We start from the raw sequence: 24,885 nt of genomic DNA on the forward strand, positions 1-24,885 counted from the left end.
TCAAAGGTAGGTGCACATTATGGCTATTCGTATTATTGTTAAAGATCCAGATCCAGTGCTGCGTGAGAAAGCTATCACGGTTACGAAATTTAATTCCAATCTGCATAAACTGCTGAATGATATGGCAGACACGATGTATGAAGCAGAAGGCGTGGGCCTTGCTGCTCCGCAAATCGGTATTCTTAAACGCGTTATCGTCATGGATTGCGGAGAAGAACACGGTGGATTGATAGAAATGGTAAATCCCGAGGTTGTTACTTCCAGCGGTGAACAAATGGGGCCGGAAGGCTGCTTAAGTATTCCTGGACTTCGCGGCGATGTGCTTCGGCCGCTCCATGTCACGGCCAAAGGCCAAGATCGTAATGGGAATCCCATTGAAGTGACAGGCACAGATTTGCTGGCTCGCTGCATTTTCCATGAAATTGATCACTTAAATGGCGTTTTGTTTACGGATCTTGCAACCAAAACGTATACGGCTGAAGAAGAAGAGGAAGATTCCGAGTGAACATTATTTTCATGGGCACGCCGGATTTTGCTGTACCCTCCTTGCGTCTGCTCTTGGAGGAAGGTTATAACGTGACCACGGTTGTCACACAGCCAGATCGGCCGAAAGGACGCAAGCGCGTCCTGACGCCGCCTCCGGTTAAAGTGGAAGCAGAAAAGCATGGGATTCCCGTCCTTCAGCCGGAGAAATTGCGTCAAGCTGATTCGGTTGAGCTTTTGCGACAATTAAAACCTGATTTGATTGTGACAGCTGCTTACGGACAGATCTTGCCTAAAGCGGTTTTGGACTTGCCGCAGTACGGGTGTATTAACATCCATGCTTCGCTGCTGCCCAAATATCGAGGCGGAGCGCCGATCCATCATGCTGTGATTCGGGGTGAAGCCGTAACTGGCGTTACAATTATGTACATGGCCGTAGGTCTTGATACCGGCGATATGATTTCAAAGGTGGAGCTTCCCATCGAAGATACGGATACGACGGGCTCATTATTTGAAAAGCTAAGCTTAGCCGGTGCTGATCTGCTTAAGCGCACGCTGCCTGATTTACTGGCAGGACGTATCCAGGCTGTTGCGCAAAATGAGGCAGATGCTATTTATTCTCCGAATATCCGCAGGGAGGACGAATGGATCGATTGGTCGCGTTCTGCCGCCCAGCTTTGGAATCAAGTGCGCGGCTTAAACCCTTTCCCCGGCGCTTACACGCTCTGGAACGGGGAAGTTATGAAAGTGTGGGCTAGCGCGAATCCGAAAAGTTCTTCGGAGCCAAGAAGCCGAAGCTTCTCCGAAATCAGCGGAGACGCACCTGTTCCTGGAACTGTACTTCGCAGTAGTGAGCAGGGCATTGAAGTGATGACGGGTGAAGGTACGCTGTGGCTGACGGAGATCCAACCTTCAGGCAAAAAGGCGATGCCCGTGTCAGAGTTCGTACGAGGTGTGCAAATCCCAGCTGGTACGGTATTCGGACACAGTAACTAAAGCAACTAAAAATGAGGTATTCGATTTGTCAACGCAAAAACCAAATCGTCCGCAAAACGGACTAATAAAATCGCAGGGGGCCGGAAAGCCCTCTGCTCCAAAATCATCCTCAGGCGCTGCGAAGAGCAGCGCTGTTAAGCATTCTGCCCGTGATGCGGCGCTGGATGTGCTGATTCGGGTTGAAGAAAATCAATCGTACAGCAATTTGCTGCTGAACCAGGTATTGCAAAAGCATGCGCTTGAGCGGGCGGATGCGGGACTGGCGACGGAGCTTGTTTATGGGACCATCGGACGGAAAAATACGATCGATTTCTTCTTGGAACGTTTTGTCAGCAAGGGGCTAGCGAAGCTCGAGCCTTGGGTGAGATGCTTGCTGCGGCTGAGCTTCTATCAGCTGCATTATTTGGACCGCATCCCCGACCATGCGGTCGTAAGCGAAGCGGTCAATATCGCGAAGCGCCGAGGCCATCAAGGCATCTCGGGCATGGTCAACGGCGTGCTGCGCGCGGTGATCCGCAGCAAAGCCGAGCTCACGCTGCCGGCTGCGCTCGGCGACGTGAAGCGCATCGCGCTGAGCCATTCCCATCCGGAATGGCTCGTGCGCCGGTGGATCCGTCAGCTGGGAGCTGAGCTGACGGAACAGATCTGTGCGGCGAACAATGAGCCGCCGCACGTCAGCATTCGCGCGAACGCGAGGCGCCGCAGTCGCTTGGAGCTGCTGGAGCAGCTCCAAGGCAGCGGCCTCAGCGCGGAAGCGTCAGAGCTGGCCCCGGCCGGCATTCTTGTGCAGGGGGCCGGGAACATGGCGTTAGTCCCCGGCTTCCAGCATGGGGACTTCTCGATTCAAGACGAGAGCTCGATGCTCGTCGCCGAAGCTCTGGATCCGCGTCCAGGCATGACGGTGCTGGACTGCTGCGCCGCCCCTGGCGGCAAGACCGCGCATATCGCCGAGAAGATGGACGATGTGGGCAAGATCTGGGCTTGTGATCTGCATGAGCACAAGCAGAAGCTGATCGCAGATCAAGCGGAGCGTCTGGGACTGTCGTCGATCCAGACGCTGGTGATGGATGCTGCGAAGCTGGACGAACATTTTGCGGCGGAGTCATTTGACCGCATCCTGCTTGATGCGCCCTGCTCGGGCCTTGGGGTCATTCGCCGCAAGCCCGACCTAAAGTGGGCGAAGCAGGAGGCGGAGATTGACGCGATTAGCGAGCTGCAGCATGCTATTCTAAGCAAAGTGCATAGGCTGCTCAAGCCGGGCGGCGTGCTGGTCTACAGCACGTGCACGATTGAGCATGCGGAGAACGCGGGCATGGTCGAGCGCTTTCTCGCCGAACATAGCGAGTTCGAGCTAGCGCCGCTGCCGGTGGATGTTTTTGCAAGCATTGACCCTGTGGCTGCCGCAGCCGGTATGGTGCAAATCCTGCCGCAGCAGTTTCATTCCGACGGTTTCTTTATCGCACGGCTGCGCAAACGTGTATAGCTTGTCGGGCGCATGCTGCGCAACGGTTTTCTTGGTTTAACTGTAGTTCCTACAGTTAATTTCAGGGAAACCGTGACAATGACGGGTACAAACTGCATTTTGTAAATATAGCTGATTTCATTTCTGCACTTTTTACAGTTAATTGCCTCAAATAGAGCTAAGTATTTTGATTTAGCTGTACTTTTTGCAGGTAATGATCGGGTGATCCGAGTTGATTTTGACGGTTACTCGGCCAGGCAAATGCCTATCGTCCGCAGCTGCTAACCACGGGGACGTGTGTTCGTTCCCGCTTTGTGATAAAATAACATACGATTAGCAAAAAAATAGACGAAATAACAACAGGTTGTGATAATTGTGACTAGTAAAGTCAGTGAGAATGTGAAACCATTTGTGTATGATTTAAATTGGGATGAGTGGCAGAGCTGGGTGAAAGAGAACGGCGAGTCCTCGTTTCGTGCTGGGCAAATTTTTGACTGGCTGTATATAAAGCGGGTATTCAGCTTCGATGAGATGTCGAACTTGCCGAAGACGCTGCGGGACAAACTGAAGGATCAGTTTGAGTTCGTTACGTTGACAGAGATTGCCAAGTATCAGTCGCAGGATGGTACGGTCAAGTTTTTATTTGAATTGGAAGACAAGAATGCCATTGAAACAGTTGTCATGAAGCACAACTACGGCAACAGTATTTGCGTAACAACGCAGGTAGGGTGCCGAGTAGGGTGTACGTTTTGTGCATCTACCTTGGGCGGTTTGAAGCGGGATTTGAGACCGGGTGAGATTGTGGCTCAGGTTGTTAAAGCCCAGAAATTGCTGGATGAGACAGAGGAACGAATCTCTTCCATCGTCATTATGGGTATTGGCGAGCCTTTTGAAAATTATGAAGCGACAATGAATTTCCTTCGTGTGATGATTCACCCGAAAGGTCTGAACATTGGACAGCGTCATATCACGGTATCGACGAGTGGGATTGTGCCGAACATTTATAAGTTCGCTGATGAGAATTTGCAAGTGAATTTGGCGATTTCGATTCATGCACCGAACGATAAGCTTCGGTCTAAGCTGATGCCGGTCAATCGGAGATTTCCTTTCGTTGACCTAATCGAAGCTTGCAAGTATTACATTGCCAAAACCGGCAGACGAATTACGTTTGAATATGCCCTTATGGGGGAAGTGAATGACCAGCCTGAACATGCAGAGGAACTAGCGCAAGTGCTGAAGGATATGCCGCTTAGCCACGTGAATCTGATTCCTGTGAATTTCGTGGCCGAACGGGATTTCAAACGTACGCCTAGGGATGATATTTTCACCTTCCAACGTATTCTTGAGAAGGGCAAAATTAATGCCACCATACGTCGTGAACAAGGTAGTGACATTGCTGCTGCCTGCGGACAACTGCGCGCGAAGCATATGGAGAACAAGTAATGAGGTGAAATCCGGATGAAGATGGTAAGCCGTACCGATATTGGCAAAGTCCGTTTAGTGAATGAGGACCGAGCTGCCATCCATCATGACCTCAATGGCCTATCTTTAGCTATTGTGGCTGATGGCATGGGGGGACATCAAGCTGGTGATATCGCCAGCCAAATGGCCATCGAAATGATTGCAGATCAGCTGCAATCGATCCATTGGGGAATGTCTGTGGAAGCTTGTAAGCAAGTGCTGAAGGAAGCCATTGAAAAGGCGAATGAGAAAATTTATGAATTCGCCTCCGGGCAAGAAAGTTATCATGGTATGGGCACGACGGTCGTTGCCATTATTGCTTCGCAAGAGCTTCTTATTATTGGACATATCGGTGATAGTCGTGCTTACAAGATCACCGATGAATCGATCACACAACTAACGGAAGATCATTCTTTGGTGTATGAGCTTGTGAAGAACGGGCAGATTACCATCGAAGAGGCCGATCATCACCCTAGGCGTAACTGGATTACACGTGCACTCGGCACAGAGCCGGGCGTAGAGGTGGATCTCTATGAGTACGCGTGGCGTCCGGGTGATATCATTCTGATCTGTACGGATGGTTTGAGCGGTTTGGTGGATTCCGGCGACATTTTACGAATTGTCAAATCACATGAACGGATAGAAGATGCGGCGGAACAGTTGATTCAAAGCGCGCTTGATGAAGGTGGAGACGATAATGTAACGGTCGTTTTACTTGCGCACGATCATGATTCGGACGAAAAAAGGGGTGATGGGAATTGATCGGTAGAAAGCTTGGAGGCCGCTATGAAATATTAGATCGCATTGGCGGAGGCGGCATGGCTTTAGTCTACAAAGGGCATGATTTATTATTAAATCGTAAAGTGGCTGTGAAAGTACTGCGCCAGCAGTATGTGCACGATGAAGAGTTCATTCGTCGCTTCCGTAGAGAAGCTCAGGCAGCCGCTTCACTTTCTCATCCTAATATCGTCAGTATTTATGACGTCGGACAAGAAGAAGACGTGCATTATATTGTGATGGAATACATAGAAGGCACGACCTTGAATGATGTAATCAAAGAGAGAGCACCGCTGCAGGTCGAAGATGCGGTTCACTACGCGAGTCAAATTGCAGATGCCCTCGATCACGCCCACCACAATGAAATCATTCATCGGGATATCAAACCGCACAATATTTTGATCGGTAAAAACGGCCGCGTCAAAGTGACGGATTTCGGTATCGCACGGGCAGCCACTTCTTCCACCATAACGCAAACCGGATCCGTTGTCGGTTCTGTGCACTATTTCTCACCGGAACATGCCAAAGGGACGAATACAGGGGAGAAATCCGATTTGTATTCCCTAGGTATCGTGATGTATCAAATGCTGACAGCTAGGCTGCCTTTTCTCGGTGAGAGCCCGATTTCTGTGGCTTTGAAGCATTTGCAGGAAGATGTGGAAGATCCGCGTAATGTGAACCCTCTTATTCCGCAAAGCGTGGAAAACATTATTTTGAGAGCCATGCGCAAAAAGCCTGAAGAACGCTACCAGTCTGCAAAGCTAATGATGGCAGACCTCGATACCTGTTTGAATCCGGATCGCCGGAATGAAGCGAAGGTGGTTTTCTGGGATGCGGATGGGATGGACGCAGAGCGTACCTTAGTGATGCCTGCGATTCGTGCCGACCAACTCGGACAGTTCGATGATGATGATGATGATGATGATGATGAGCCTGAGAAGCCTGCCCGTCGGCAAGAGCCGACCCCTTCAAAAGGGAAGGGCTGGATTAAGCCACTCATTTGGATTGTCGTTTTGTTAATGGTGCTTGGCGCTATGTGGTACATGGTTGGGTATGTGAAAGGAATGTTCGCCATTGAAACCGTCGAGGTTCCCAATGTAGCAGGCAAACCGTTGATTCAAGCTCAAGCTGAATTGACGGCGGTAAGATTGGGCTCCACGGTTGAATATGATTTGGACAGCAAGCTGGATAAAGACATTGTCATTCGCCAAGATCCTACGGGGATGAGAATGAATGTGGGCACCAAAGTGACGCTGTATGTTAGTAAGGGTACGCCCAAAATCAAGATGGACAATTATGCGGGGCAACCACTTAAGGATGTTAAGCTGAAGCTGCAAGCCCTCGGCATCAAGGATAATCAGATTACGATTACACAAGAGACGACTGATGATGCGCCAGATATAATTTTGAAACAATTCCCTCTGGTTGGCGAAGAGTTTGAGCTTGACAAAGCGGCAATTGCATTTACCGTCAGCAAAGCCAAAGAAACGTTCAAAATGCCGGATCTCGTGGGAATGACGGAAGCTGAAGCCAAGGCTCAGATCACAAAGTTAAATCTCAAGCTTCCTGTGAATGGCATCACGCGTGAGAAAAGCTACAAAGTGGCCAAAGGAAGGGTTGTTAAGCAGTTTCCTTTTGACAAAAATCAGGATGTATCCGTTGGTTCTGAGATCTCTTTGATTATTAGTGACGGATTGCCTGAGGACGCTGGACAACTAACCGTCAGCATACCTGTGAAGCCGACGACGGAGGGCAAAGATTCTGAGTTCAAAATTGTCGTAAGCGATGCCCAGTATGAGAACTTCGAATATAAAACAGAAAAAGTATCGAAGCCTCAGAATATGGATGTCAAAGTCATTGTTTCTCCAGATAAGAGAGCTGTCATCTTGATTAAAGAAGGAGATAACTTGGTCAACTCCATTACTCGCACATATCAAGACTACTTGGATCAAAAAAATGGAAAGACAATATCACCTAGTCCTTCCGCGTCACCATCGCCTTCACCTAAACAGCAAAGCAATGGACCGGCTATTCCGGTTGGCGGCACTGCCTCTAAACCACCTGCTGGAGGCACACCTTAATGCCACAAGGATACATCGTAAAAGCGCTGAGCGGCTATTATTATGTGTTGCCTGAGGAGGCGGATCTCCGTGAAGCCAAGACGGTTACTTGCCGAGGAAGAGGCGTTTTCAAAAATAGGAACATAACCCCCCTTGTAGGAGATCGTGTTATGTATGCGGAAACGGAGAATGGGGAAGGAACCGTTACGGAAATCCTTCCCCGCACTTCGGAGCTCATACGACCTCCAATCGCCAATGTAAACGTGGTTGTGCTGGTCTTTTCGGTGACAGAGCCTGTTCTCAATTTGCAGCTGTTAGATAAATTTCTGGTCCATATTGAAAATACGGGCATTGATGTTTTGTTATGTTTCACCAAGAGTGATTTATTGACCGAAGATGATGAGTCTTCCGTTCCCAAAGAAATGACGGTTGCCGAGCTGGAGCGGATTACGAAGCTCTATGAAGGAATCGGCTATACGGTAGTGAAGACGAGTTCTAAGCTGCAAGAAGGCGTGGAAGCGATTCTGCATCATTTGGACGGAGCGGTCAGTGTTTTTGCTGGACAATCCGGTGTGGGTAAGTCTTCCCTGCTTAACGCAATGATTAGTGGTCTTAATCTAGAGACGAATGCCATTTCTCAGAGATTAGGCAGAGGAAAGCATACAACACGTCATGTTGAGCTGCTGCCACTCACGAATGGCGGCCTTGTAGCCGATACGCCGGGCTTCAGCCAGTTAGACTTTATGGAAGTCGAAGCAGAGGGTCTTAGCGGCTGCTTTAAGGAGTTTGCCGCGATAGCGGAGGGCTGCAGGTTCAGAGGCTGTTTGCACCTGCATGAGCCGGATTGCAAGGTTCGTGATGCTGTAGCCGAGGGAGCGATTGCAGCCTCTCGTTTTGATCATTACTTGTTGTTTTTAACTGAAATCAAGGATCGGAAGAGGAGGTATTAGGACGGATGGTATATGTAGCACCTTCTATTTTATCAGCCAACTTCGCTAAGCTTGGGGAAGAAATTAAGGAAGCGGAGCTTGGCGGAGCCGACTGGATCCATGTGGATGTCATGGACGGCCATTTCGTACCGAATATCACAATTGGTCCACTTGTTGTTGAAGCGATACGGCCAGTGACCAAGCTGCCGCTTGATGTTCATTTGATGATTAAGCAGCCAGATCGCTATATACCTGATTTTGTCAAAGCGGGTGCCGATTTGATATCCGTCCATGTGGAGGCTTGTACGCATCTGCATCGGACCCTTCATCTTATTAAGCAAAGCGGCATTAAAGCGGGGGTTGTGCTGAATCCTGCAACCCCGATTTCTCTAATTGAACATGTACTCGATGAACAGCTGGATCTTGTGCTTATTATGACGGTCAATCCTGGATTCGGCGGACAGGCTTTCATCCCTGGTATGCTGAGTAAAATTCGCGCGCTGCGTGAGCAAGCGAATGCTAAGGGACTGAACGGGCTTCATATTGAAGTAGACGGCGGTATTAATGAGGTGACGGCTCGCCAGGTGGTGGAAGCTGGAGCCGATGTATTGGTTGCCGGCAATGCTGTGTTCGGGCAGTCCAATCGCACCGAGGCTATCGAGCGAATACGCGGGTAGAGGGGGAGCGAAGGACGATGAGATTTCTCTGGTTATTGATGTACAGTCTGCTTTGCGCAGTCCTGTTGACTTGCTTTTCAAATATACACGGTATCTCGAAGTATGTATTCTCACTTGGCGCCCTTTATTTAGGGATGCGATTCTTTCGGAAGTTTGAGCAAGTTGGGTTTCGCATTTGGTTCGTCGTTATTTCTGTTCTCTTCTATTTTATTTTCAGTTTAATTTATGCGCTTTACACGCAGCTGGGCATAACTGCACCCTAGCCGCATACATATAGTTACAAGAGTGAAGCGCTCTTGTAGCTTTTTTTGTTTTCTGGAAGCGAGCGAATTGTGGGAGAAAGTAAAAATAGAAGGCACTTTTTTACGGTCCGGGCATATACTGTTGTAACGATGCTAAGGAGCAGTCATGCAACTTGTGAAGCATATGCTTACGACATAAGTTTCTTCTGAAAACTTGAAGTCTGTGCTCACGAAGTCAGTTCTCTGCCTTCCTCTAAGCGCGGTCGCTCATCTTCGTAAGACCTCGGTAGAGGTTTATCTCACGAAAACTCTAAGCGAATGCTCATGAAGTCAGTTTTCTGACGAAAACTCTAAGGAGGGGTAGAGAATGAAGTTCTACACAATTAAGCTACCAAGATTTTTGGGTGGATTCGTGAAAGCCGTACTTAATACGTTTAGTAAAAACTAGGCCAACACTTACTTACTCCATTTCCCCCAGAAATGCAAAAAAAGCACCGATAAGGTGCTTTTTGTCTTTCACATAAGAAAGTGTAAGTATGCGCAGCTACAATTAAACGCGAGCCACTTTTCCGGATTTCAACGCACGAGTACTTACGTAAACCCGTTTTGGTTTGCCATCAACGAGGATGCGAACCTTTTGAACGTTAACTCCCCAAGTACGCTTGTTTTTATTGTTAGCGTGGGACACGTGATTTCCTGAAGAAGGACTTTTACCTGTAATGAAACATTTGCGGGACATGTTTGACACCTCCTTGGGCAGTATACAAAGCAGCCTGGGTGGCAAGCCTAAGCTTGACATGACAGCTTTCCATAATTTTAGACATTGTTTGGTTTGTTGCGATTCATAATAATAACCAGCAAAAACACACTTAAATATAATAGCATAGCAAAAGGAGCCTAGTCAACGAAATACCTGCACTTTTGCCGTTTATTTATTCAGTATGTTATAGTACAATGAAGATTAGCCCACATTCCAAGTACATAGTAATTGACTTATGAAGTCGAATTAGCTAAAGCCAAAGCAGGAAAGGGAATACTTACAAAGGTAGTCTTGCTAAAGCGAAACTTGAAGGAGTTGTTAGATAATGCCAATTGAACTCACAACCGAGTACGGAAAAGTGTATATTACCAATGAAGTGATTTCAACACTGGCGGGATCCGCTGCGTTAGATTGTTATGGACTTGTTGGCATGGCGACGAGAAAGCAACTGAAAGACGGGATAGCTGAATTGCTAGGCCGGGACAATTTAAGCCGCGGCGTCGAAGTCCGCCATGAAAACGGGCGACTCGAAATTGATCTTTATATTATTGTCAGCTACGGAACGAAAATATCCGTAGTCGCAGGTAATGTCCAAACGAAAGTCAAATATATTTTGAATGACGTTGTAGGGCTTCATGTGGACGATGTGAACATTTTTGTTCAGGGCGTTCGTGTAGCCAAGTAAAAGCCCGATAACCAGGAAGGGGAATCACTTTGAGTAAGCGCTTTATTTCAATAAATGGAAATGACTTCACTGCCATGGTCTTGGCGGGTGCGGATAACCTTCGCAGAAATGTAGATAAGGTTAATGGATTGAACGTTTTTCCTGTACCCGACGGAGATACCGGCACCAACATGAATTTGACACTCACTGCGGGTTGTGAGGAACTTAAAAAGAAGCCATCCTCCCATATTGGGAAAGCAGCTGATGCGTTGTCCAAAGGGTTATTGATGGGCGCAAGAGGCAACTCAGGGGTTATTTTGTCACAGCTGTTTCGCGGATTCGCGAAGCATGTGCATGATCTTGAGCATGTAAATGTACAGCAATTCGCCGGCGCTCTGCAGCAAGGCGTAGAGACAGCTTACAAAGCTGTTGTGAAGCCGGTGGAAGGAACCATTTTGACGGTATCAAAAGAAGCAGCTAAGCATGCCGCACAATATAGACGTGGAAGCGACCTGCTTGATCTCATGCAGGAGGTTCTGGGCAAAGCGAAGGAAGCCCTCGCTAGAACGCCTGAGCAGCTTGCTGTGCTCAAACAGGTCGGTGTGGTAGATGCAGGCGGACAAGGGCTTGTATGTGTCTATGAAGGCTTTGTAGCGGCGTTAAGCGGCGGTCTGGTTCAAGTGAACGATGACTATGCTACGATGGATACAACACTTGGTGCTGTTTCACTCGTTCCCGGTATGAACTTAGCGAAGGAAGTGCACGCACATCTTCCCGCGCAGGCACATTTGGCCACGGAAGACATCGAATTTGGATACTGCACGGAATTTATGCTGACGATTGCTCCAGGTAAGGTCAAAGGACAAGTTTTCGATGAAGGCACGTTCCGTGATCAATTGAGCAAGTTGGGGGATTCGCTGCTGGTTGTAGCCGATGACGAGTTGGTGAAGGTTCATATTCACGCCGAATACCCGGGGGAAGTAATGAACCAAGCGATGAATTACGGTGCTCTGAGCCGTATCAAAATTGAAAATATGCGCGATCAGCATTCACATATATTGGAAGATATGACCGAAGGGTACGAAGCTCCTGTTTCTACTACGGCCGCAGCTGTACCGCCAAGCAAGCCGTATGGTTTCGTAGCGGTTGCTCTAGGTGATGGCATTACCGATATTTTGTCTAGTGTAGGCGTCGATGTCGTTCTCTCCGGTGGACAGACGATGAACCCAAGCACCGAGGATATTGTGAATGCGGTTAACAGTATTGATGCAGACACCATTTATGTGCTGCCCAACAACTCCAACATTATTTTGGCTGCGCAGCAAGCTATTGAACTGGTAGACAATAAAACGCTGATTGTGATCCCATCTAAATCGATTCCGCAAGGTCTTGCAGCCATTCTGGCGTTCCAAGAGAAGGCGGATGCCAAAACAAATACGGAAGCCATGAGTGAGTCGCTTCGACGTGTAAAATCGGGCCAAGTTACTTACGCTGTGCGCGATACGAACATGGACGGTATTGACATTAAACAGGGCCATTTTATTGGCATTCAAGATGGGCGCATTGTATCTTCTCAGCCGAGTCTCCTGGATGCTTGTAAGAAGCTGCTGGAGGAAATGATTGAAGAAAGCAGCGAAATTGTCACTATCCTCACCGGAGAAGATGCCGTCGATGCAGAGACGGAGGAGCTGGAGGCGTTCATTCAAGCGGCTTATCCCGAAATAGAAATTGAGCTTCATCCTGGCGGACAGCCTTTGTATGCGTACCTGTTTTCCGTTGAGTAAAAGAATACCATTAGCCGTGGATAAATTCGTGAAATGGAGTGAGCCCTGTTGACAAACATTCGTATCGTAACGGACAGCACGGCCGACATACCTTTGGCACTCAGACAAGAACTTAACATCGAGATGGTGCCTCTCAAGATTCATTTTGGAGATGAAGAATATTTAGATACGGTGACGTTGCAGTCTGAGGAATTTTATCCGAAGCTAACCTCGTCACCTCACTTTCCCCGAACGTCACAGCCGTCTCCTGCAGAGTTTCTGGACTTGTATCAGAGACTGCTTGAAGAGCCCGATACGGAGGTTATCTCGATTCATTTGGCATCTGTGCTGAGCGGAACGTATCAGTCGGCGCTGCTAGCTTCCACGATGCTGGAGGACTCGCCAGGCAAGGTACATGTGTTTGATTCCTGTTCGGCTTCCTATGGGATTGGCGCTCTTGCTGTAGCTGCTGCCCGAGCAGCTAAGGCGGGGCAAAGTGTCGATGAGATTTTAGAGCTAGTACGAACGCTGAGAGAGAACTTTTACATATACTTCCTCGTAGATACGCTAGAATTTCTGCAAAAAGGTGGAAGAATCGGCAAAGCATCCGCTCTTTTTGGTTCTTTGCTAAATATTAAGCCCATTCTTTCTCTGGATCGATCGGGCGAAGTAGCTGCGATTGATAAGGTTCGCGGCCACAAAAAAGCGGTTGCGCGAATCCTAGAGCTGTTGGCGACGGATGTATCGGGTAAGACAATCCGTAGTTTACACATTGCTCATGCAAACAATTTGGAAGGTGCGGAGCAGCTGCGCGCGGCCATCATGCAGCAATTTGTTGTGGAGCATGTTGACTACATTACACTGGGGCCTGTTATTGGCGCACACGCTGGACCAGGCACCATCGCAGCGTTCGTTAGTACGGTGTAAGTTATGGATTTGAATCAATTCGAAGTACGCGAAGTCCATGGAGTGGGCGCTCAGAAGGCACTTGAGCTCAACTCCATGGGCATTTTTACGGTTATGGATTTACTGGAATATGTGCCATTCCGGTATGAGGATTACACGGTACGTGATTTAGCGAGTGTGAAGGACGGCGACCGTGTCACCGTGAAGGGTTATATCATCGGAGAGCCGGTGCTGCAGCGCTACAGCGGCAAATCCCGACTATCCTGCAAGGTGATGGTCGATGAGTTCCTGCTGACGGCGGTGTGGTTTAACCGCCACTTCTTGAAGGACCGCTTGCGGCCGCAGCAGGAGATTATACTCACCGGCAAATGGGACGGCAAGCGCAGGCAAATGAGCGTGTCCGATTCGGAGTTTCCCGGACAAGGCGATTCCAATACCGGCACCATACAGCCGGTATATTCGGTTGTAGGCACTGTTACGCAGAAGTGGATGCGTAAGGTCATTCAGCAGGCGCTGACGCAGTACAGCGCGATGATCAGTGAAGTGCTGCCGGCTGGCATTATCGGCCGGTATGGGTTTATGCCGCGCAGCAAGGCGCTAGCGGTCATCCACACGCCGAGCGGTGTGGAGGAAGGCAAGCAGGCGCGGAGGCGCATGGTTTATGAGGAGCTGTTCCTATTCCAGCTCAAGCTGCAAGCTTACCGCGCCGTGACGCGCAGCCGCGCGGACGGGTTGAAACAGCAGGTGGACTTGCCTGCTGTCCGCGCCTTCGTGCGCGCGCTCCCCTTCCAGCTGACGGAGTCGCAGAAGAAGGTCGTAGGCGAGCTCCTGCACGATATGCAGGAGCCGTACGCCATGAACCGACTGCTGCAAGGCGATGTCGGTGCGGGGAAGACGATCGTCGCGGCCATAGGCCTCTACGCGACGGTGAAGGCCGGCTACCAAGGCGCGCTGATGGTGCCGACGGAGATTCTGGCTGAGCAGCACAAGCGCTCGCTGGACAGCCTGTTCGAGCCCTACGGGCTGCAGATTGCGCTGCTGACAGGTAGCTCAACCGACCGCCAGCGGCGGGATCTGCTGGCCTCCTTGCAGATGGGCATGATCGATGTGCTGGTCGGCACGCATGCCCTCATTCAAGAGGACGTCTACTTCCGCCAGCTGGGGCTTGTCGTGACGGACGAGCAGCACCGCTTCGGGGTGAACCAGCGCAGCATCCTGCGGCGCAAGGGCATGAACCCCGACGTGCTGACGATGACGGCGACGCCAATTCCGCGTACTCTGGCGATTACGGCCTTCGGCGACATGGACGTTTCAACGCTGCGTGAGCTGCCGAAGGGACGTAAGCCGATCAAGACGTATGCGGTTCAGCATGCGATGCTGGAGCGAGTGCTCGGCTTCATCCAGCGTGAGGTCGCCGCAGGGCGGCAGGCGTATATCATTTGTCCGCTCATCGAAGAGTCGGACAAGCTGGACGTGCAGAATGCCATCGATGTCCACATACAGCTGCAGCAGCATTTTCCGCACATGCGGATCGGCCTGCTGCACGGGCGAATGAGCGCGCAGGAGAAGGAAGCGATCATGCGCGCATTCAAGGAAGGCACCGTGGAGGCGCTCGTGTCGACCACGGTGATCGAAGTTGGCGTGGACGTTCCGAACGCCACGCTGATGGTGATCTACGACGCCGATCGTTTCGGCCTGTCGCAGCTGCATCAGCTGCGCGGGCGGGTGGGCCGCGGTGAGCACCAGTCCTTCTGTGTGCTCATCGCCGACCCGAAGACCGAGGTCGGCAAGGAGCGCATGAAGGCGATGACCGAAACGACCGACGGCTTCGAGATTGCCCGGCGCGATCTAGAGCTGCGCGGGCCGGGGGACTTCTTCGGCACGAAGCAGAGCGGGCTGCCGGAGTTCCGGATCGCCGACATGATGGCGGACTTTGAAGTCATGGAGCAAGCGCGCGATGATGCGGCTGAGCTTGTCGGTGACTCGTCCTTCTGGACGGGAGCTTCATTCATACCGCTCAGAGCTTACTTGCAGCGTGCGCAGATTTTTGACAGTGAAGTGTTGGACTAATCAGCCTTATAACTAAAAAAAACGCTAGGATGGACTGATGACAACTGTCAGTCGCTGATCCTAGCGTTTTTTTACTATTTTATCCTTTACCCCGTACATTCATCCGATATTCCGTAGGCGGAAAGCCGGTGTCTTTGCGGAAGCTTTTCGCGAAATGGTTCGTATCCTCATAACCGGTCTGCTCGGCAATTTCTCTCATACTGAGCGACGTGGTCGTGAGCAGAAATTTGGCCTTGTCGATGCGCTTGCGCTGCATGTATTTGGCGGGGGGCATGCCAAAGTGCTTTTTAAAATATTTGATCAAGTAATTGGGGTGCAGGTGAACGGACTTGGCCATTTGTTCCACAGTGATGCTCTTATGAAGATTCTGCTCAATAAATTGCCGTAATTGGCCGAGTCGGTCCATTTCATCGGTACGCTTTTGCAGTACATGTACAGGAACCGCTTCCAAGTAGCTGGATATGATTTGCAGCAGGATTGCTTTTTCTCGTAAACGCGAAGTTAGTGACGGTTCATGATGCAAGGCGGCAAGCTCTTTAAACCATGCCGTCATCTGCTCTACGTTGCAAATTTGGATAAACAAAGGAATATCCAGCCATTGAAAGAGGTCAAAAGAACCGATATGTGCCGTGAAATGGCACCAATATTTTAAATAAGGGCGATCGCTGATCGTGGAGTAAGAATGGAGCGTGTGGGCAGGAAGCAGACAGAGCTGACCGGGTAAAGGATTAAGCTCCTGATGGTCAACCTTAACCCAGCCTTCGCCTTCCAGAATCCAATACAGCTTATTATGCTCTGGTGTAAAATTAAGCTCCTTCCACGAAGCTGTGCACTGCGTAAGATGCGCTTCTAAAATGTGAATCTGTAGGTTCTGCAGAAGGTCCGATAGGAATGTAATTTGCTGCGTATTCATCATCATGTTCACCTGAGAATGTTAATTATATCCTGATTGAGGTTAGTTTCGTACCTGTTTATTATAGCACAGGCTTGATAGACTAAAGTTGTGAAGTTTTAAGAGGTTGTTTAAAAAGCCCACTTTGATAACGAAGTCATTCATGGAAGCATCTCGGCATCGAATCTTGAACGAAACGGGGAGGTCCGGTACTCACATCTCGCTCCGTTCCTCCTTCCCCGGACTTCGTCCAACCTTCTCGGTTCTGAAAGTGGACTTTTTACACACGCATTAAATTCGAAAGGTGTGTAGCTGATGTCAAGCAATCATCCGATTATTCAAGAACGAACAGAGCGTACGCAGTGGTTTCTGCAGGATCGATTCGGTATGTTTATTCATTGGGGACTGTATGCCATTCCAGCCAGAGGAGAATGGGTGCGCAGCGTCGAGCGTATTTCGGTAGAGGACTATCAAACGTATTATGATGAATTCGATCCTGTCCGTTATGATCCTAAGGCGTGGGCGCGTGCTGCGAAGCAAGCGGGTATGAAATATGCGGTATTGACGGCCAAGCATCATGACGGGTTTTGTTTATTTGACAGCGCTCTCACTGAGTATAAGTCAACGAATACACGGGCCGGGCGAGATTTGGTTCGCGAATTTATTGAAGCGTTTCGGGCGGAAGGCTTAAAGGTGGGACTCTATTATTCGTTAATCGATTGGCATCATGAGGACTATCCGGCTTACGGGGATCGCATTCATCCGATGCGGGATAATGAGAACTACACAAGAAATCCGGAGACGTTTGATCGGTACCTTCAGTATATGCATGGACAAGTAAGGGAGCTGCTGACGAACTATGGCAAACTGGATGTGATGTGGTTCGACTTCTCTTATGATCGCATGAAGGGGGAGACATGGAAAGCAACCGAGCTGATGGCGATGATTCGATCTCTGCAGCCACATATCATCGTAGACAACCGATTAGACGCAAGCGGCGAAGAAGGCGGAACTATTTTCACTAAAAATCCGCTCAGCTATTCGGGTGACTTTGCTTCACCGGAACAGATCATTCCGCCGCAAGGCGTGACGGATGACGAGGGCAATTCGCTTCCATGGGAAGCTTGTATCACGCTGAATAATAATTGGGGGTACGCAGCCCAAGATTTCCAATATAAATCCTCAACTACCCTTATCCGGAAGCTGATAGAGTGCGTCAGCAAAAATGGGAATCTGCTGTTGAATGTGGGTCCGAATGCGCTCGGCGAGATTCCGAAGGAGTCGCTGGACATTTTGGCCGAGATCGGCGATTGGGTTCAGAAAAATGGGGACAGCATTTACGGCTGCGGGCAAGCCTACTTACCGAAACCGGAGTGGGGCAGGTATACGCAAAAGGGCAATCTGCTGTATGCCCACTTGTTTGAGGAAAGCGTAGGTCCTATTAACTTAAACGGGTTGGCCGGTAAGGTGAAGAAAGCAAGGCTGCTATCTGACGGTTCCGAGCTCTTCCTAAGCCGTCCTTGGAATGCCGCCCAGTATCCGGACGATGCGTTCATTAGTTTCGCTAGACCTGAGCACTCCAGCTATCCGCTGCCGGATCAAAGAGCTACGGTTGTGGAGTTGGAGCTACTCTAAAGAAGGAAATAAATTAACATTTGACCGTGCTCGCATTCGATTTTAAGATGATAGTAGATAGTTTACTATTTTTTTGGAAACGAAGGTGTATGGAACTTGACTTATTTCCTTTGTTATTTACTGCTGATGAATATCATTACGTTCATAGAAATGGGACATGACAAGGGACAAGCCAAAAAAGGCGGGCGTAGAGTGCCTGAAAAACGTCTTTTTATACTGGCTGCTCTCGGTGGCGGGATTGGCGGGTGGCTCGGTATGCGGGTTTGGCGCCATAAGACGAAACATACCTCATTCGTCATTGGCATGCCGCTGCTTGTTGCGCTAAATAGCCTATGTGTCATCATGGTCGCGATTTATATGTAGCAATAGCAAAAAATAGGAGACAGTTGCCGGCAGCGGCAGCTGTTTTCTTTTTTATACAGGAGTCCTAGTCAAGTTTGTATGCATTTACTCATAAGCTAGGAGCATGACAGGTTATCGGAGGTGCGAACATGAGCTATCACCATTATGGCATCGATCCTGCGCTCGTAGAGCGCGTAAAGTTCAAGATGAAAAATCCAGAGATCAAGGAACGCATTAAAATGCTGCTGCAGGGTGTGACGAAGGCTGATTTACAAAATCATACCAAGGTTACGCGCTTAATAGGACTTGCCGCCGGCATTCTCGGTGAGAAGCTAAGCGGAAGCCAAACGACCCAAATTTTGGAGTTTATCCTTGCACAAAAGATTGATCCATCTAACGCCTTTCACTTGATCAAACTCTGGTCCATGTTTCGATAGACTAAACAAAGTGCGCCACTTGCAGGGTTAAAGATGCCCGTTAAGTGGCTTTTTTTTGCTTCCAGAAAAATTCACTTGCATAACGAATACGTGTTCGGTATATAATAAGTAACACGAATATATGTTCGCATATGGTGGTGGAAATATGAAAGTTAGTTCAAGTTCAAGAATTGAGACAGAAGAGGATGTTCAAATTGTTAAGGAATACACGCTGCTGCCCATTTTACTCGATATGCTAGCAAGGGACATGGAGGAGCTCAAGGTTTATAAGGATAAAATCGTGTACAATCATATTCTTTTTTATCTCAGAGAAGTTGAGATGGCTATTTATCCGGAATTACAAAGTATTAAGAGCCAGATGAAGAAGCGAGATATTAGAGTTATCCATACCGAAATGAATGCCTTAGGCATTAACGTAGAGTACAAAGTCCGAGGCTACATTCATCATTTCACGATGCTTCGCAGCTTGGTCAAGGCTGAGCTTATGACTACGCTCATGAATATGCGGGGGGGATTGCGGTGAGCAAAGGAAGCAAAGGCCGGGAACGAACGATCTTCCTAGCAGATTGTCAGAGCTTCTATGCCAGTGTGGAGAAAGCGGGTCACCCGGGCTTAGAGGATAAACCGGTTGCTGTTGCAGGAGACCCTGCTCTACGTTCGGGTATCATTCTAGCCGCCTGCCCCGTTGCTAAGAAATACGGCGTATCCACAGCCGAACGGTTAGGCGAAGCGCTTAAGAAGTGTCCTGAGCTGATCGTGATGCGTCCGCACATGCAGCATTATATCGATGTTTCGCTGCAGATTACCAAGATTTACGAAGGGTTTACCGATCTTGTTGAAATTTTCAGTATAGATGAGCAGTTTCTTGATGTTACAGCGAGTTTGTCTATGTTCGGAGATCCGATCACGATTGCGAAAACCATTCAGCTAAAGGTGTTCAGTCAAACGGGGGTAAAGGTTCGTATAGGGATTAGTTCTAATAAAATACTAGCGAAGATTGCGACCGATATTTGGGCCAAAAAGAATGAAAGTGGCATCTTCACGCTGCACCCATCAGACGTCGAGAAATACTTGTGGGAGCAGCCTGTAAGTAAAATGTTTGGTGTCGGTTCGCGGATGACCGCACATTTTGCCAAGCTAGGTATGTATTTGGTTGGCGATGTGGCGAGAACGCCGCTGCCGCAGCTCAAGAATAAATTCCGCGCACGCTTCGGCAAGCAGTCGGACATTCACGCCGAAGTGATGTGGCGAACAGCGAATGGGCTCGATGATAGTCCGGTCACGCCGGGTACGTTTGATACGCCTCCGAAGTCCGTAGGCCATATGATGACTTTGCCGAGGGACTACGCGGACTCCTCTGAAGTAGATACCATCCTGCTCGAGCTTACAGAAGAGGTGTGCCGCGACTGTAGGCGCAAAGGCTATATGGCTTCAATTGTTACCGTAAGCTGTATGTGCAGTCCTTTCGACGCCCCGACAGGCTTTTCGCGCCAAATGAAGATGCCGGATCCTACGAATCATACAAGTACGGTGTTTCAAGCTGTAAAAAAGCTTTTCTATAAGTTCTGGGACACCATGCCGGTGCGTCGCGCCGGTGTCATGCTGAGCCAGTTAGTGGATGATGACACCTATCAGCTTACCCTCTTCGAGGATCAGATCAAGGCGCGAGCGCTTGAAAAAGTGACGGACAGCATCAAGGACCGATTTGGCAACGCGGCGATTGTTCGTGCTTCCTCGCTCACAACAGCCGGCCAAGCGCAGAACAGGGCGCTCAAAATCGGAGGGCACTATAAATGAGCAAAAAATTGGAGAAAAACGGCCTATGGGAATCCAGCAGGATGATGCTGCCTCAGCATCGAGAGGCTTTTCAAAACCAACGCAGTGATAGACCTGCTCCGGCAAACCGTCCCACAGCGGAAGACATTGGTGTTATGCGAGATTATGTCTTGCTGCCGCTCATGCACGGGATGATCAAGAAAAAAGCTGGTGAAATCGAGAGATCCTCCGAAACGCTCCGAATGCTATATGCGCGAGTCGCTCATGCGCTTGCTGCGCATATACAAGCCGACTTAAGCGAAATTAAAACCAAGATGATGCAGCGAAGCATTCAATTATTTGAAGAGGAAAAGAATGACCGCGCCATTCATTACCGCTATGTATGTCGCGGGCATGAAGATGCGCTTATCATAGCTAAGGATTATATGCGTGCTGAAATTAGCGTGCGAACAGCACGGTATATTGATCATCTGGTAGCAAGTGTGTATAAGGCTCCGAAAGTTGATGAACAGAAAGCGTAGAACGAGAGAAGATCGAGACAATAGCAAGATCAAGACCGTAAGCCCGATGGAGAAATCTTCCTCGGGCTTACACGAATTGACGTGAGTAATTCTTTTTCTCATAATGGAGGAAGAGTGCTGCAGCGACTAAAAGAATTAGTTCTCATGTGGGAGAACAATGCGAAGGAGAAGATGTGCACAGATGTGCGGACGCTATACGATCACCGTGACGTTAGAGGAGCTTATGCTTCATTATGATATTTATTACAAATATCCTGGAAGATACAACCCCAAATATAATGTAGCACCTGGACAGCAAGTCATGGCTATCGTCCATGATGGGGAGAAGAATAAGCTTGGCGAGCTGCGCTGGGGGCTCGTTCCAGAGTGGGCGAAGGACGAGAAGCTGGGCTACCAGATGCTCAATGCACGAGCAGAGACGCTCGCGGATAAGCCTGCCTTCCGCAAGCCGTTTGAGCGTAAGCGCTGCCTGATTCCGGCGGACTCCTTCTACGACTGGAAAGGGACGGGTAAGCATAAGCAGCCGATGCGTATTATGCTGCGCAGCAAAGGCATCTTTAGTATGGCAGGGCTGTACGACACGTGGACATCTCCGGATGGCACGCGCATTTCTACCTGCACCGTAGTTACAACGGAAGCGAACGAACTGATGGCGGATATTCATGAGCGTATGCCGGTCATTTTGCCGAGAGAGATGGAGGCAGTCTGGTTGGATCGCAGCATCACAAACACTAACGAGCTACAACCGCTTTTGCAGCCGTATCCATCAGACCTAATGTTTGCGTACCCCGTTTCGAGCCGAGTGGGAAATGTGCGTAACGACGATGAGCAATGCATAGAACCGTTAAGCCTCCTCCTATAGAGGCAGAATTGTAAGAACAGAATGGGAGAGTTAACGACATGAAAACACGCATGGCAATAAGCATCACGCTCATATTCGTTATTGTGTTTGGCGTGAATGGCTACATCGGCTGGCACGGCCGAGTCTTTCTATCGGACCAACTAGGTTCTTGGTTTCATCCTGGCTTATATTGGATTGTCTTCTGGATTGTCGCCTTATCGTATTTATTAGCATGGGCAAGCTCGCGGGTGCTGCCTGCTGACGTGTCCAGACTATTGAAAATCATCGGCTCCTACTGGTTTGCCATCATGCAATTTGGTATTCTGCTGCTGCCGTTGACTGATTTGGCGATAGGCGTGTTCCATCTGGCAACCGTTCCTTCAAATACATACGTTCCGATTCTTGGTTGGATAAATGTAGGGATTATACTCATCGCTATAATTCGTGGTTCTTATAATGCACGGAGCCCTGTTATACGCAGATATGACATTACGATTCCCAAAAAAGCGGGAGACTGGGAGCAGCTTCGCATCGCAGTAGCCTCCGATATCCATCTAGGCTCAATTGTCGGGAACCGCCATCTGCGTAAACTTGTAGAGCAAGTCAATGGCTTAAAACCGGACTTGATTCTTTTGCCGGGGGATGTCATTGACGATGATATTAAGCCATTTATCCGCTACAATATGGGTAAAACAATGCGAGAACTGCAGGCTCCACTTGGGATATATGCTGTGCTCGGTAATCATGAATACATTGGCGGACATATTCCTGCCTTCGTGGAACAAATGAAGCAGATCGGCATTCGTGTGCTCATGGACGAAACCGTTCATATCAAAGAACGGCTGTACATCGTTGGGAGAAAAGACAAAGCGGCCGAGCGAACGCCCGATGGGCGTAAGGCGCTGGCTACATTGCTGGAGGGCACAGATCCCAAACAACCTATAATCGTGATGGACCATCAACCCTACCACCTAGACAAAGCAGCCGATGCTGGTGCAGATGTGATGCTATCAGGCCATACACATAGGGGCCAAATGGCGCCTAATCACCTTATAACAAGAAGGCTTTTTGAGGTAGATTGGGGCTACTTGCGCAAAGGTAACCTTCATGCTATCGTTTCCTCAGGTTTTGGTACGTGGGGACCACCCATTCGTATAGGCAGCCGCTCAGAAATTATTGAACTCACCATTCATTTTAAAAGTAACGAGAGAGAAGAGGGTTAAGCAACATGCAAAAGGCAGAAAGAAAACAAATTACACCGATAGAACTAGCTGCAGCAATGATGCAGTTTACAATGAAGAGCATAGAAAACAGCTGGGAAACAATTAAACCGGTCGTTGCGGTCTACCTAAGAGACCCCATATTATCCGAGTCTAAAGAAGACGAGATATTAAGGGAGATATACATAGCGGCTTTAGCGTTGGAAATTTACTGCATTCCCCATGCTTTCGATGCCGACGTTGCTCGTCTCGTTAGCTTAGGGATGGGGGAAGTAATGGGTTCAGACAACTTGTCTGAGCATCAATTATCGGAATCCATTAGTCAGTACTATCTTCCGCGTTTGGAAGCAGTCAACGCAGCTGCTCCAACGGACCTGGCGCTAGCACTTGTCGAAGAAGCTGCGGCAATCCTCTACGATCGACTAGAGCTTCCGCTCAAGCCAACCGATCGGGTAAACAGCCTGTTGTGGGTCAAGCTATTTCCCTTTCTTGTCCAGCTAGTTGGGAAATGGCCGATCCTTTTTACTAAATTCGAAGTTAAGCAAAAGACCTCTGAAATAACAGAAACATAATCAAGGAATCAACATGCCCAAGTCTACGGAAATGTTGTCTCCTCTTGACTTAAAGGTAATATTTACGAATAATAGAAGAGGAATCAATTATGAGCAGGTTAGAAGCTTTTGCTATCATACTGCTTGGCGGAGGTAGAAATGAGTATGGGAGCACATAAAAGAGTTACCGTGTATGTATTATCCGGGTTCCTCGGAAGCGGCAAAACCACTTTATTAACGAAGGCAATTGATTATTTTACCGAAGCGGGGCGTAAACCCGCGGTTATCATGAACGAGATTGGTGAAGTTAACCTAGATGGCCAGTTAATTGCCAATGAAGTACCGATGTCCGAGCTGCTGGGAGGCTGCATTTGTTGTTCGAGCCGAGGCGATCTGGCGACGGCGCTCAAAGAACTTGTAACTGAGGAGCAGCCTGACCTGATTTTCATAGAATCGACAGGTATCGCTAATCCAATGGAAATCATTGATGAAGTAACAGATGCTTCGCTTATACTCCCGGTAGAGCTCAAAGCCGTCATCACCGTAGTGGATGCACCGCAATTGCTGGAGCTAAGTCGGACAAGTCGTGGCAAGACCTACCGGCTTATGCAGGAACAAATCCGTTGTGCGAACTTACTTTTACTGAACAAGGCTGACCTGTTACAGGAAACGGCGCTTCAGGAAGTAGATGCACTTGTACGCGAATGGAATCCATATGCATCTATATACTACACCGTGTTCAGCCAAATCGATATGAGACTCATCGAAATGCTGGAAGAAGAGAAAGGGCAGAAACAGCACCTTATCGCAAATCATAATGACACTAATAATAACGTGCAGCACAATGCCAACCATCATCATGAAGACCATAATGACGCCAATAATGACGCCGACCGTGATCATGACAGTCACCATCATTCTCACAATCATGTGATGGCGTATACGCACTTTTTTGAGCGGGCAGTAGATAGCAACGCATTCGAGGAAATTATCAGTAAGCTACCGCAAGAGGTATACCGCGCTAAAGGAATTCTCAGTTTTTCCGATACCTCAAGCAGGTTCTTATTCCAGTACGCCTACCGAGAAATGGATTTTGTCAAAATCACTCCCAAAGGCGATGTGCCCGACGTTGCCGTGTTTATAGGAGAAAACTTCTCTAAAGACGCAGTTCGAACAGAATTGCTCAAATTGGAATCCTTATCTGAAATAGCTGCAAAATAAGCAATTCAATTCCAATAGAGTCCCAGCTATTAAGCTGAGGATTCTTTTTTTATGATACGCCAAACATAAGGGTTGGATATGGCCTAAGCGGGCACTGTGGCCACTATCCCTTTGGCTCAGATATAGGGGAGCGGAGTTATTAAAATTACTTGTTACGTGGGTCGTACCTATCCTCTAACGGGGGACTATGATCACTATC

At 48.8% G+C, this 24,885-nt stretch carries 26 protein-coding genes; 24 read left to right on the forward strand and 2 right to left on the reverse strand.

All coding sequences use genetic code 11. From position 1 onward, the window contains the following. The first annotated feature begins 19 nt into the window (after positions 1–19). The 10 genes from def (at position 20) to spoVM (ending at position 9,535) form a co-directional block, all read left to right on the forward strand. A complete protein-coding gene (def, locus tag QFZ78_RS01890) occupies positions 20–505 on the forward strand; it encodes a peptide deformylase (protein WP_307544958.1) in 486 nt (161 codons plus the stop codon). Next, positions 502–1,479 carry a methionyl-tRNA formyltransferase gene (gene fmt, locus QFZ78_RS01895; RefSeq protein WP_307544961.1) on the forward strand — a complete coding sequence of 326 codons (978 nt, stop codon included), beginning with the start codon at positions 502–504 and terminating at the stop codon, positions 1,477–1,479. Before def ends, fmt begins: the two co-directional genes overlap by 4 nt. 25 nt (positions 1,480–1,504) lie before the next feature. Next, the gene (gene rsmB / locus QFZ78_RS01900; protein WP_307544962.1) at positions 1,505–2,962 is read left to right on the forward strand and encodes a 16S rRNA (cytosine(967)-C(5))-methyltransferase RsmB; all 1,458 of its coding nucleotides are present in this window, start codon (positions 1,505–1,507) and stop codon (positions 2,960–2,962) included. Between the two features lie 378 nt (positions 2,963–3,340). Beyond that, positions 3,341–4,384, forward strand: coding sequence for a dual-specificity RNA methyltransferase RlmN (rlmN, locus tag QFZ78_RS01905; RefSeq protein ID WP_198146217.1), 1,044 nt, complete (start codon positions 3,341–3,343; stop codon positions 4,382–4,384). A 15-nt stretch (positions 4,385–4,399) separates the two neighbouring features. After that, positions 4,400–5,164: a Stp1/IreP family PP2C-type Ser/Thr phosphatase gene (locus QFZ78_RS01910; RefSeq protein ID WP_307544965.1), complete on the forward strand. Its 765-nt coding sequence runs from the start codon at positions 4,400–4,402 to the stop codon at positions 5,162–5,164. Beyond that, positions 5,161–7,260, forward strand: coding sequence for a Stk1 family PASTA domain-containing Ser/Thr kinase (gene pknB, locus QFZ78_RS01915; RefSeq protein WP_307544968.1), 2,100 nt, complete (start codon positions 5,161–5,163; stop codon positions 7,258–7,260). Before QFZ78_RS01910 ends, pknB begins: the two co-directional genes overlap by 4 nt. Next, positions 7,260–8,189, forward strand: a complete 930-nt coding sequence (gene rsgA, locus QFZ78_RS01920) for a ribosome small subunit-dependent GTPase A (RefSeq protein ID WP_307544970.1) — start codon at positions 7,260–7,262, stop codon at positions 8,187–8,189. Before pknB ends, rsgA begins: the two co-directional genes overlap by 1 nt. A 5-nt stretch (positions 8,190–8,194) precedes the next feature. Further along, positions 8,195–8,845: a ribulose-phosphate 3-epimerase gene (gene rpe / locus QFZ78_RS01925; protein WP_307544972.1), complete on the forward strand. Its 651-nt coding sequence runs from the start codon at positions 8,195–8,197 to the stop codon at positions 8,843–8,845. A 17-nt stretch (positions 8,846–8,862) separates the two neighbouring features. Continuing rightward, positions 8,863–9,108 carry a hypothetical protein gene (locus QFZ78_RS01930; RefSeq protein ID WP_307544974.1) on the forward strand — a complete coding sequence of 82 codons (246 nt, stop codon included), beginning with the start codon at positions 8,863–8,865 and terminating at the stop codon, positions 9,106–9,108. 346 nt (positions 9,109–9,454) lie between these two features. Next, positions 9,455–9,535, forward strand: coding sequence for a stage V sporulation protein SpoVM (gene spoVM, locus QFZ78_RS01935; protein WP_036634233.1), 81 nt, complete (start codon positions 9,455–9,457; stop codon positions 9,533–9,535). Positions 9,536–9,637: 102 nt separating this feature from the next. Here spoVM and rpmB read toward each other — a convergent pair whose 3' ends face one another. Beyond that, positions 9,638–9,826: a 50S ribosomal protein L28 gene (gene rpmB / locus QFZ78_RS01940; RefSeq protein WP_029197753.1), complete on the reverse strand. Its 189-nt coding sequence runs from the start codon at positions 9,824–9,826 to the stop codon at positions 9,638–9,640. Between the two features lie 346 nt (positions 9,827–10,172). On the opposite strand from rpmB, the gene QFZ78_RS01945 reads away from it, so the two are divergent. The 4 genes from QFZ78_RS01945 to recG are packed head-to-tail and all read left to right on the forward strand — an operon-like array spanning position 10,173 to position 15,250. Beyond that, positions 10,173–10,532: an Asp23/Gls24 family envelope stress response protein gene (locus QFZ78_RS01945; protein WP_057303556.1), complete on the forward strand. Its 360-nt coding sequence runs from the start codon at positions 10,173–10,175 to the stop codon at positions 10,530–10,532. A 29-nt stretch (positions 10,533–10,561) separates the two neighbouring features. Then, complete coding sequence (locus QFZ78_RS01950; RefSeq protein ID WP_307544976.1) at positions 10,562–12,295, forward strand: DAK2 domain-containing protein; 1,734 nt, start codon at positions 10,562–10,564, stop codon at positions 12,293–12,295. A gap of 48 nt (positions 12,296–12,343) precedes the next feature. Next, entirely contained in the window at positions 12,344–13,201 is an 858-nt protein-coding gene (locus QFZ78_RS01955) for a DegV family protein (protein ID WP_307544977.1), read from the forward strand. 3 nt (positions 13,202–13,204) lie between these two features. Next, the gene (recG, locus tag QFZ78_RS01960) at positions 13,205–15,250 is read left to right on the forward strand and encodes an ATP-dependent DNA helicase RecG (protein ID WP_307544979.1); all 2,046 of its coding nucleotides are present in this window, start codon (positions 13,205–13,207) and stop codon (positions 15,248–15,250) included. 79 nt (positions 15,251–15,329) lie between these two features. On the opposite strand, the gene QFZ78_RS01965 is transcribed toward recG, so the two are convergent. Further along, entirely contained in the window at positions 15,330–16,169 is an 840-nt protein-coding gene (locus QFZ78_RS01965; protein ID WP_307544981.1) for an AraC family transcriptional regulator, read from the reverse strand. Positions 16,170–16,457: 288 nt separating this feature from the next. Here QFZ78_RS01965 and QFZ78_RS01970 point away from each other — a divergent pair, with 288 nt between their 5' ends. From QFZ78_RS01970 to QFZ78_RS02015, 10 genes are all read left to right on the forward strand, one after another. Next, positions 16,458–17,777, forward strand: coding sequence for an alpha-L-fucosidase (locus QFZ78_RS01970; RefSeq protein ID WP_307544983.1), 1,320 nt, complete (start codon positions 16,458–16,460; stop codon positions 17,775–17,777). Positions 17,778–17,873: 96 nt separating this feature from the next. Further along, a complete protein-coding gene (locus QFZ78_RS01975; protein WP_307544985.1) occupies positions 17,874–18,140 on the forward strand; it encodes a DUF1294 domain-containing protein in 267 nt (88 codons plus the stop codon). 128 nt (positions 18,141–18,268) lie between these two features. Further along, positions 18,269–18,556: a stage VI sporulation protein F gene (locus tag QFZ78_RS01980; protein ID WP_307544987.1), complete on the forward strand. Its 288-nt coding sequence runs from the start codon at positions 18,269–18,271 to the stop codon at positions 18,554–18,556. Between the two features lie 145 nt (positions 18,557–18,701). Beyond that, the gene (locus QFZ78_RS01985) at positions 18,702–19,079 is read left to right on the forward strand and encodes a YhjD family protein (protein WP_307544989.1); all 378 of its coding nucleotides are present in this window, start codon (positions 18,702–18,704) and stop codon (positions 19,077–19,079) included. Beyond that, positions 19,076–20,353 (forward strand): DNA polymerase IV, encoded by a 1,278-nt coding sequence (locus tag QFZ78_RS01990; protein ID WP_307544991.1) that lies wholly within the window; start codon positions 19,076–19,078, stop codon positions 20,351–20,353. Before QFZ78_RS01985 ends, QFZ78_RS01990 begins: the two co-directional genes overlap by 4 nt. Continuing rightward, complete coding sequence (locus tag QFZ78_RS01995) at positions 20,350–20,853, forward strand: YhjD family protein (RefSeq protein ID WP_307544993.1); 504 nt, start codon at positions 20,350–20,352, stop codon at positions 20,851–20,853. Before QFZ78_RS01990 ends, QFZ78_RS01995 begins: the two co-directional genes overlap by 4 nt. A gap of 181 nt (positions 20,854–21,034) precedes the next feature. Next, the gene (locus QFZ78_RS02000) at positions 21,035–21,715 is read left to right on the forward strand and encodes an SOS response-associated peptidase (protein ID WP_307544995.1); all 681 of its coding nucleotides are present in this window, start codon (positions 21,035–21,037) and stop codon (positions 21,713–21,715) included. A gap of 38 nt (positions 21,716–21,753) precedes the next feature. Beyond that, complete coding sequence (locus tag QFZ78_RS02005) at positions 21,754–22,917, forward strand: metallophosphoesterase (protein ID WP_307544997.1); 1,164 nt, start codon at positions 21,754–21,756, stop codon at positions 22,915–22,917. Between the two features lie 5 nt (positions 22,918–22,922). Next, complete coding sequence (locus QFZ78_RS02010) at positions 22,923–23,486, forward strand: hypothetical protein (RefSeq protein WP_307544999.1); 564 nt, start codon at positions 22,923–22,925, stop codon at positions 23,484–23,486. Between the two features lie 144 nt (positions 23,487–23,630). Further along, the gene (locus QFZ78_RS02015) at positions 23,631–24,686 is read left to right on the forward strand and encodes a CobW family GTP-binding protein (protein ID WP_307545001.1); all 1,056 of its coding nucleotides are present in this window, start codon (positions 23,631–23,633) and stop codon (positions 24,684–24,686) included. The last annotated feature ends 199 nt before the right edge of the window (positions 24,687–24,885 follow it).

The sequence above is a fragment of the Paenibacillus sp. V4I5 genome (assembly GCF_030817255.1).
Lineage (GTDB): Bacteria > Bacillota > Bacilli > Paenibacillales > NBRC-103111 > Paenibacillus_E.

What these genes read in the sequence shown, in the direction of transcription:
- def (WP_307544958.1), top strand. Translation starts at nt 20, where the DNA reads ATGGCTATTCGTATTATTGTTAAAGATCCAGATCCAGTGCTGCGTGAG.
- QFZ78_RS01910 (WP_307544965.1), top strand. Translation starts at nt 4,400, where the DNA reads ATGAAGATGGTAAGCCGTACCGATATTGGCAAAGTCCGTTTAGTGAAT.
- rsgA (WP_307544970.1), top strand. Translation starts at nt 7,260, where the DNA reads ATGCCACAAGGATACATCGTAAAAGCGCTGAGCGGCTATTATTATGTG.
- rpe (WP_307544972.1), top strand. Translation starts at nt 8,195, where the DNA reads ATGGTATATGTAGCACCTTCTATTTTATCAGCCAACTTCGCTAAGCTT.
- QFZ78_RS01930 (WP_307544974.1), top strand. Translation starts at nt 8,863, where the DNA reads ATGAGATTTCTCTGGTTATTGATGTACAGTCTGCTTTGCGCAGTCCTG.
- spoVM (WP_036634233.1), top strand. Translation starts at nt 9,455, where the DNA reads ATGAAGTTCTACACAATTAAGCTACCAAGATTTTTGGGTGGATTCGTG.
- rpmB (WP_029197753.1), bottom strand. Translation starts at nt 9,826, where the DNA reads ATGTCCCGCAAATGTTTCATTACAGGTAAAAGTCCTTCTTCAGGAAAT.
- QFZ78_RS01945 (WP_057303556.1), top strand. Translation starts at nt 10,173, where the DNA reads ATGCCAATTGAACTCACAACCGAGTACGGAAAAGTGTATATTACCAAT.
- recG (WP_307544979.1), top strand. Translation starts at nt 13,205, where the DNA reads ATGGATTTGAATCAATTCGAAGTACGCGAAGTCCATGGAGTGGGCGCT.
- QFZ78_RS01965 (WP_307544981.1), bottom strand. Translation starts at nt 16,169, where the DNA reads ATGATGATGAATACGCAGCAAATTACATTCCTATCGGACCTTCTGCAG.
- QFZ78_RS01970 (WP_307544983.1), top strand. Translation starts at nt 16,458, where the DNA reads ATGTCAAGCAATCATCCGATTATTCAAGAACGAACAGAGCGTACGCAG.
- QFZ78_RS01980 (WP_307544987.1), top strand. Translation starts at nt 18,269, where the DNA reads ATGAGCTATCACCATTATGGCATCGATCCTGCGCTCGTAGAGCGCGTA.
- QFZ78_RS01985 (WP_307544989.1), top strand. Translation starts at nt 18,702, where the DNA reads ATGAAAGTTAGTTCAAGTTCAAGAATTGAGACAGAAGAGGATGTTCAA.
- QFZ78_RS01995 (WP_307544993.1), top strand. Translation starts at nt 20,350, where the DNA reads ATGAGCAAAAAATTGGAGAAAAACGGCCTATGGGAATCCAGCAGGATG.
- QFZ78_RS02000 (WP_307544995.1), top strand. Translation starts at nt 21,035, where the DNA reads ATGTGCGGACGCTATACGATCACCGTGACGTTAGAGGAGCTTATGCTT.
- QFZ78_RS02005 (WP_307544997.1), top strand. Translation starts at nt 21,754, where the DNA reads ATGAAAACACGCATGGCAATAAGCATCACGCTCATATTCGTTATTGTG.
- QFZ78_RS02010 (WP_307544999.1), top strand. Translation starts at nt 22,923, where the DNA reads ATGCAAAAGGCAGAAAGAAAACAAATTACACCGATAGAACTAGCTGCA.
- QFZ78_RS02015 (WP_307545001.1), top strand. Translation starts at nt 23,631, where the DNA reads ATGGGAGCACATAAAAGAGTTACCGTGTATGTATTATCCGGGTTCCTC.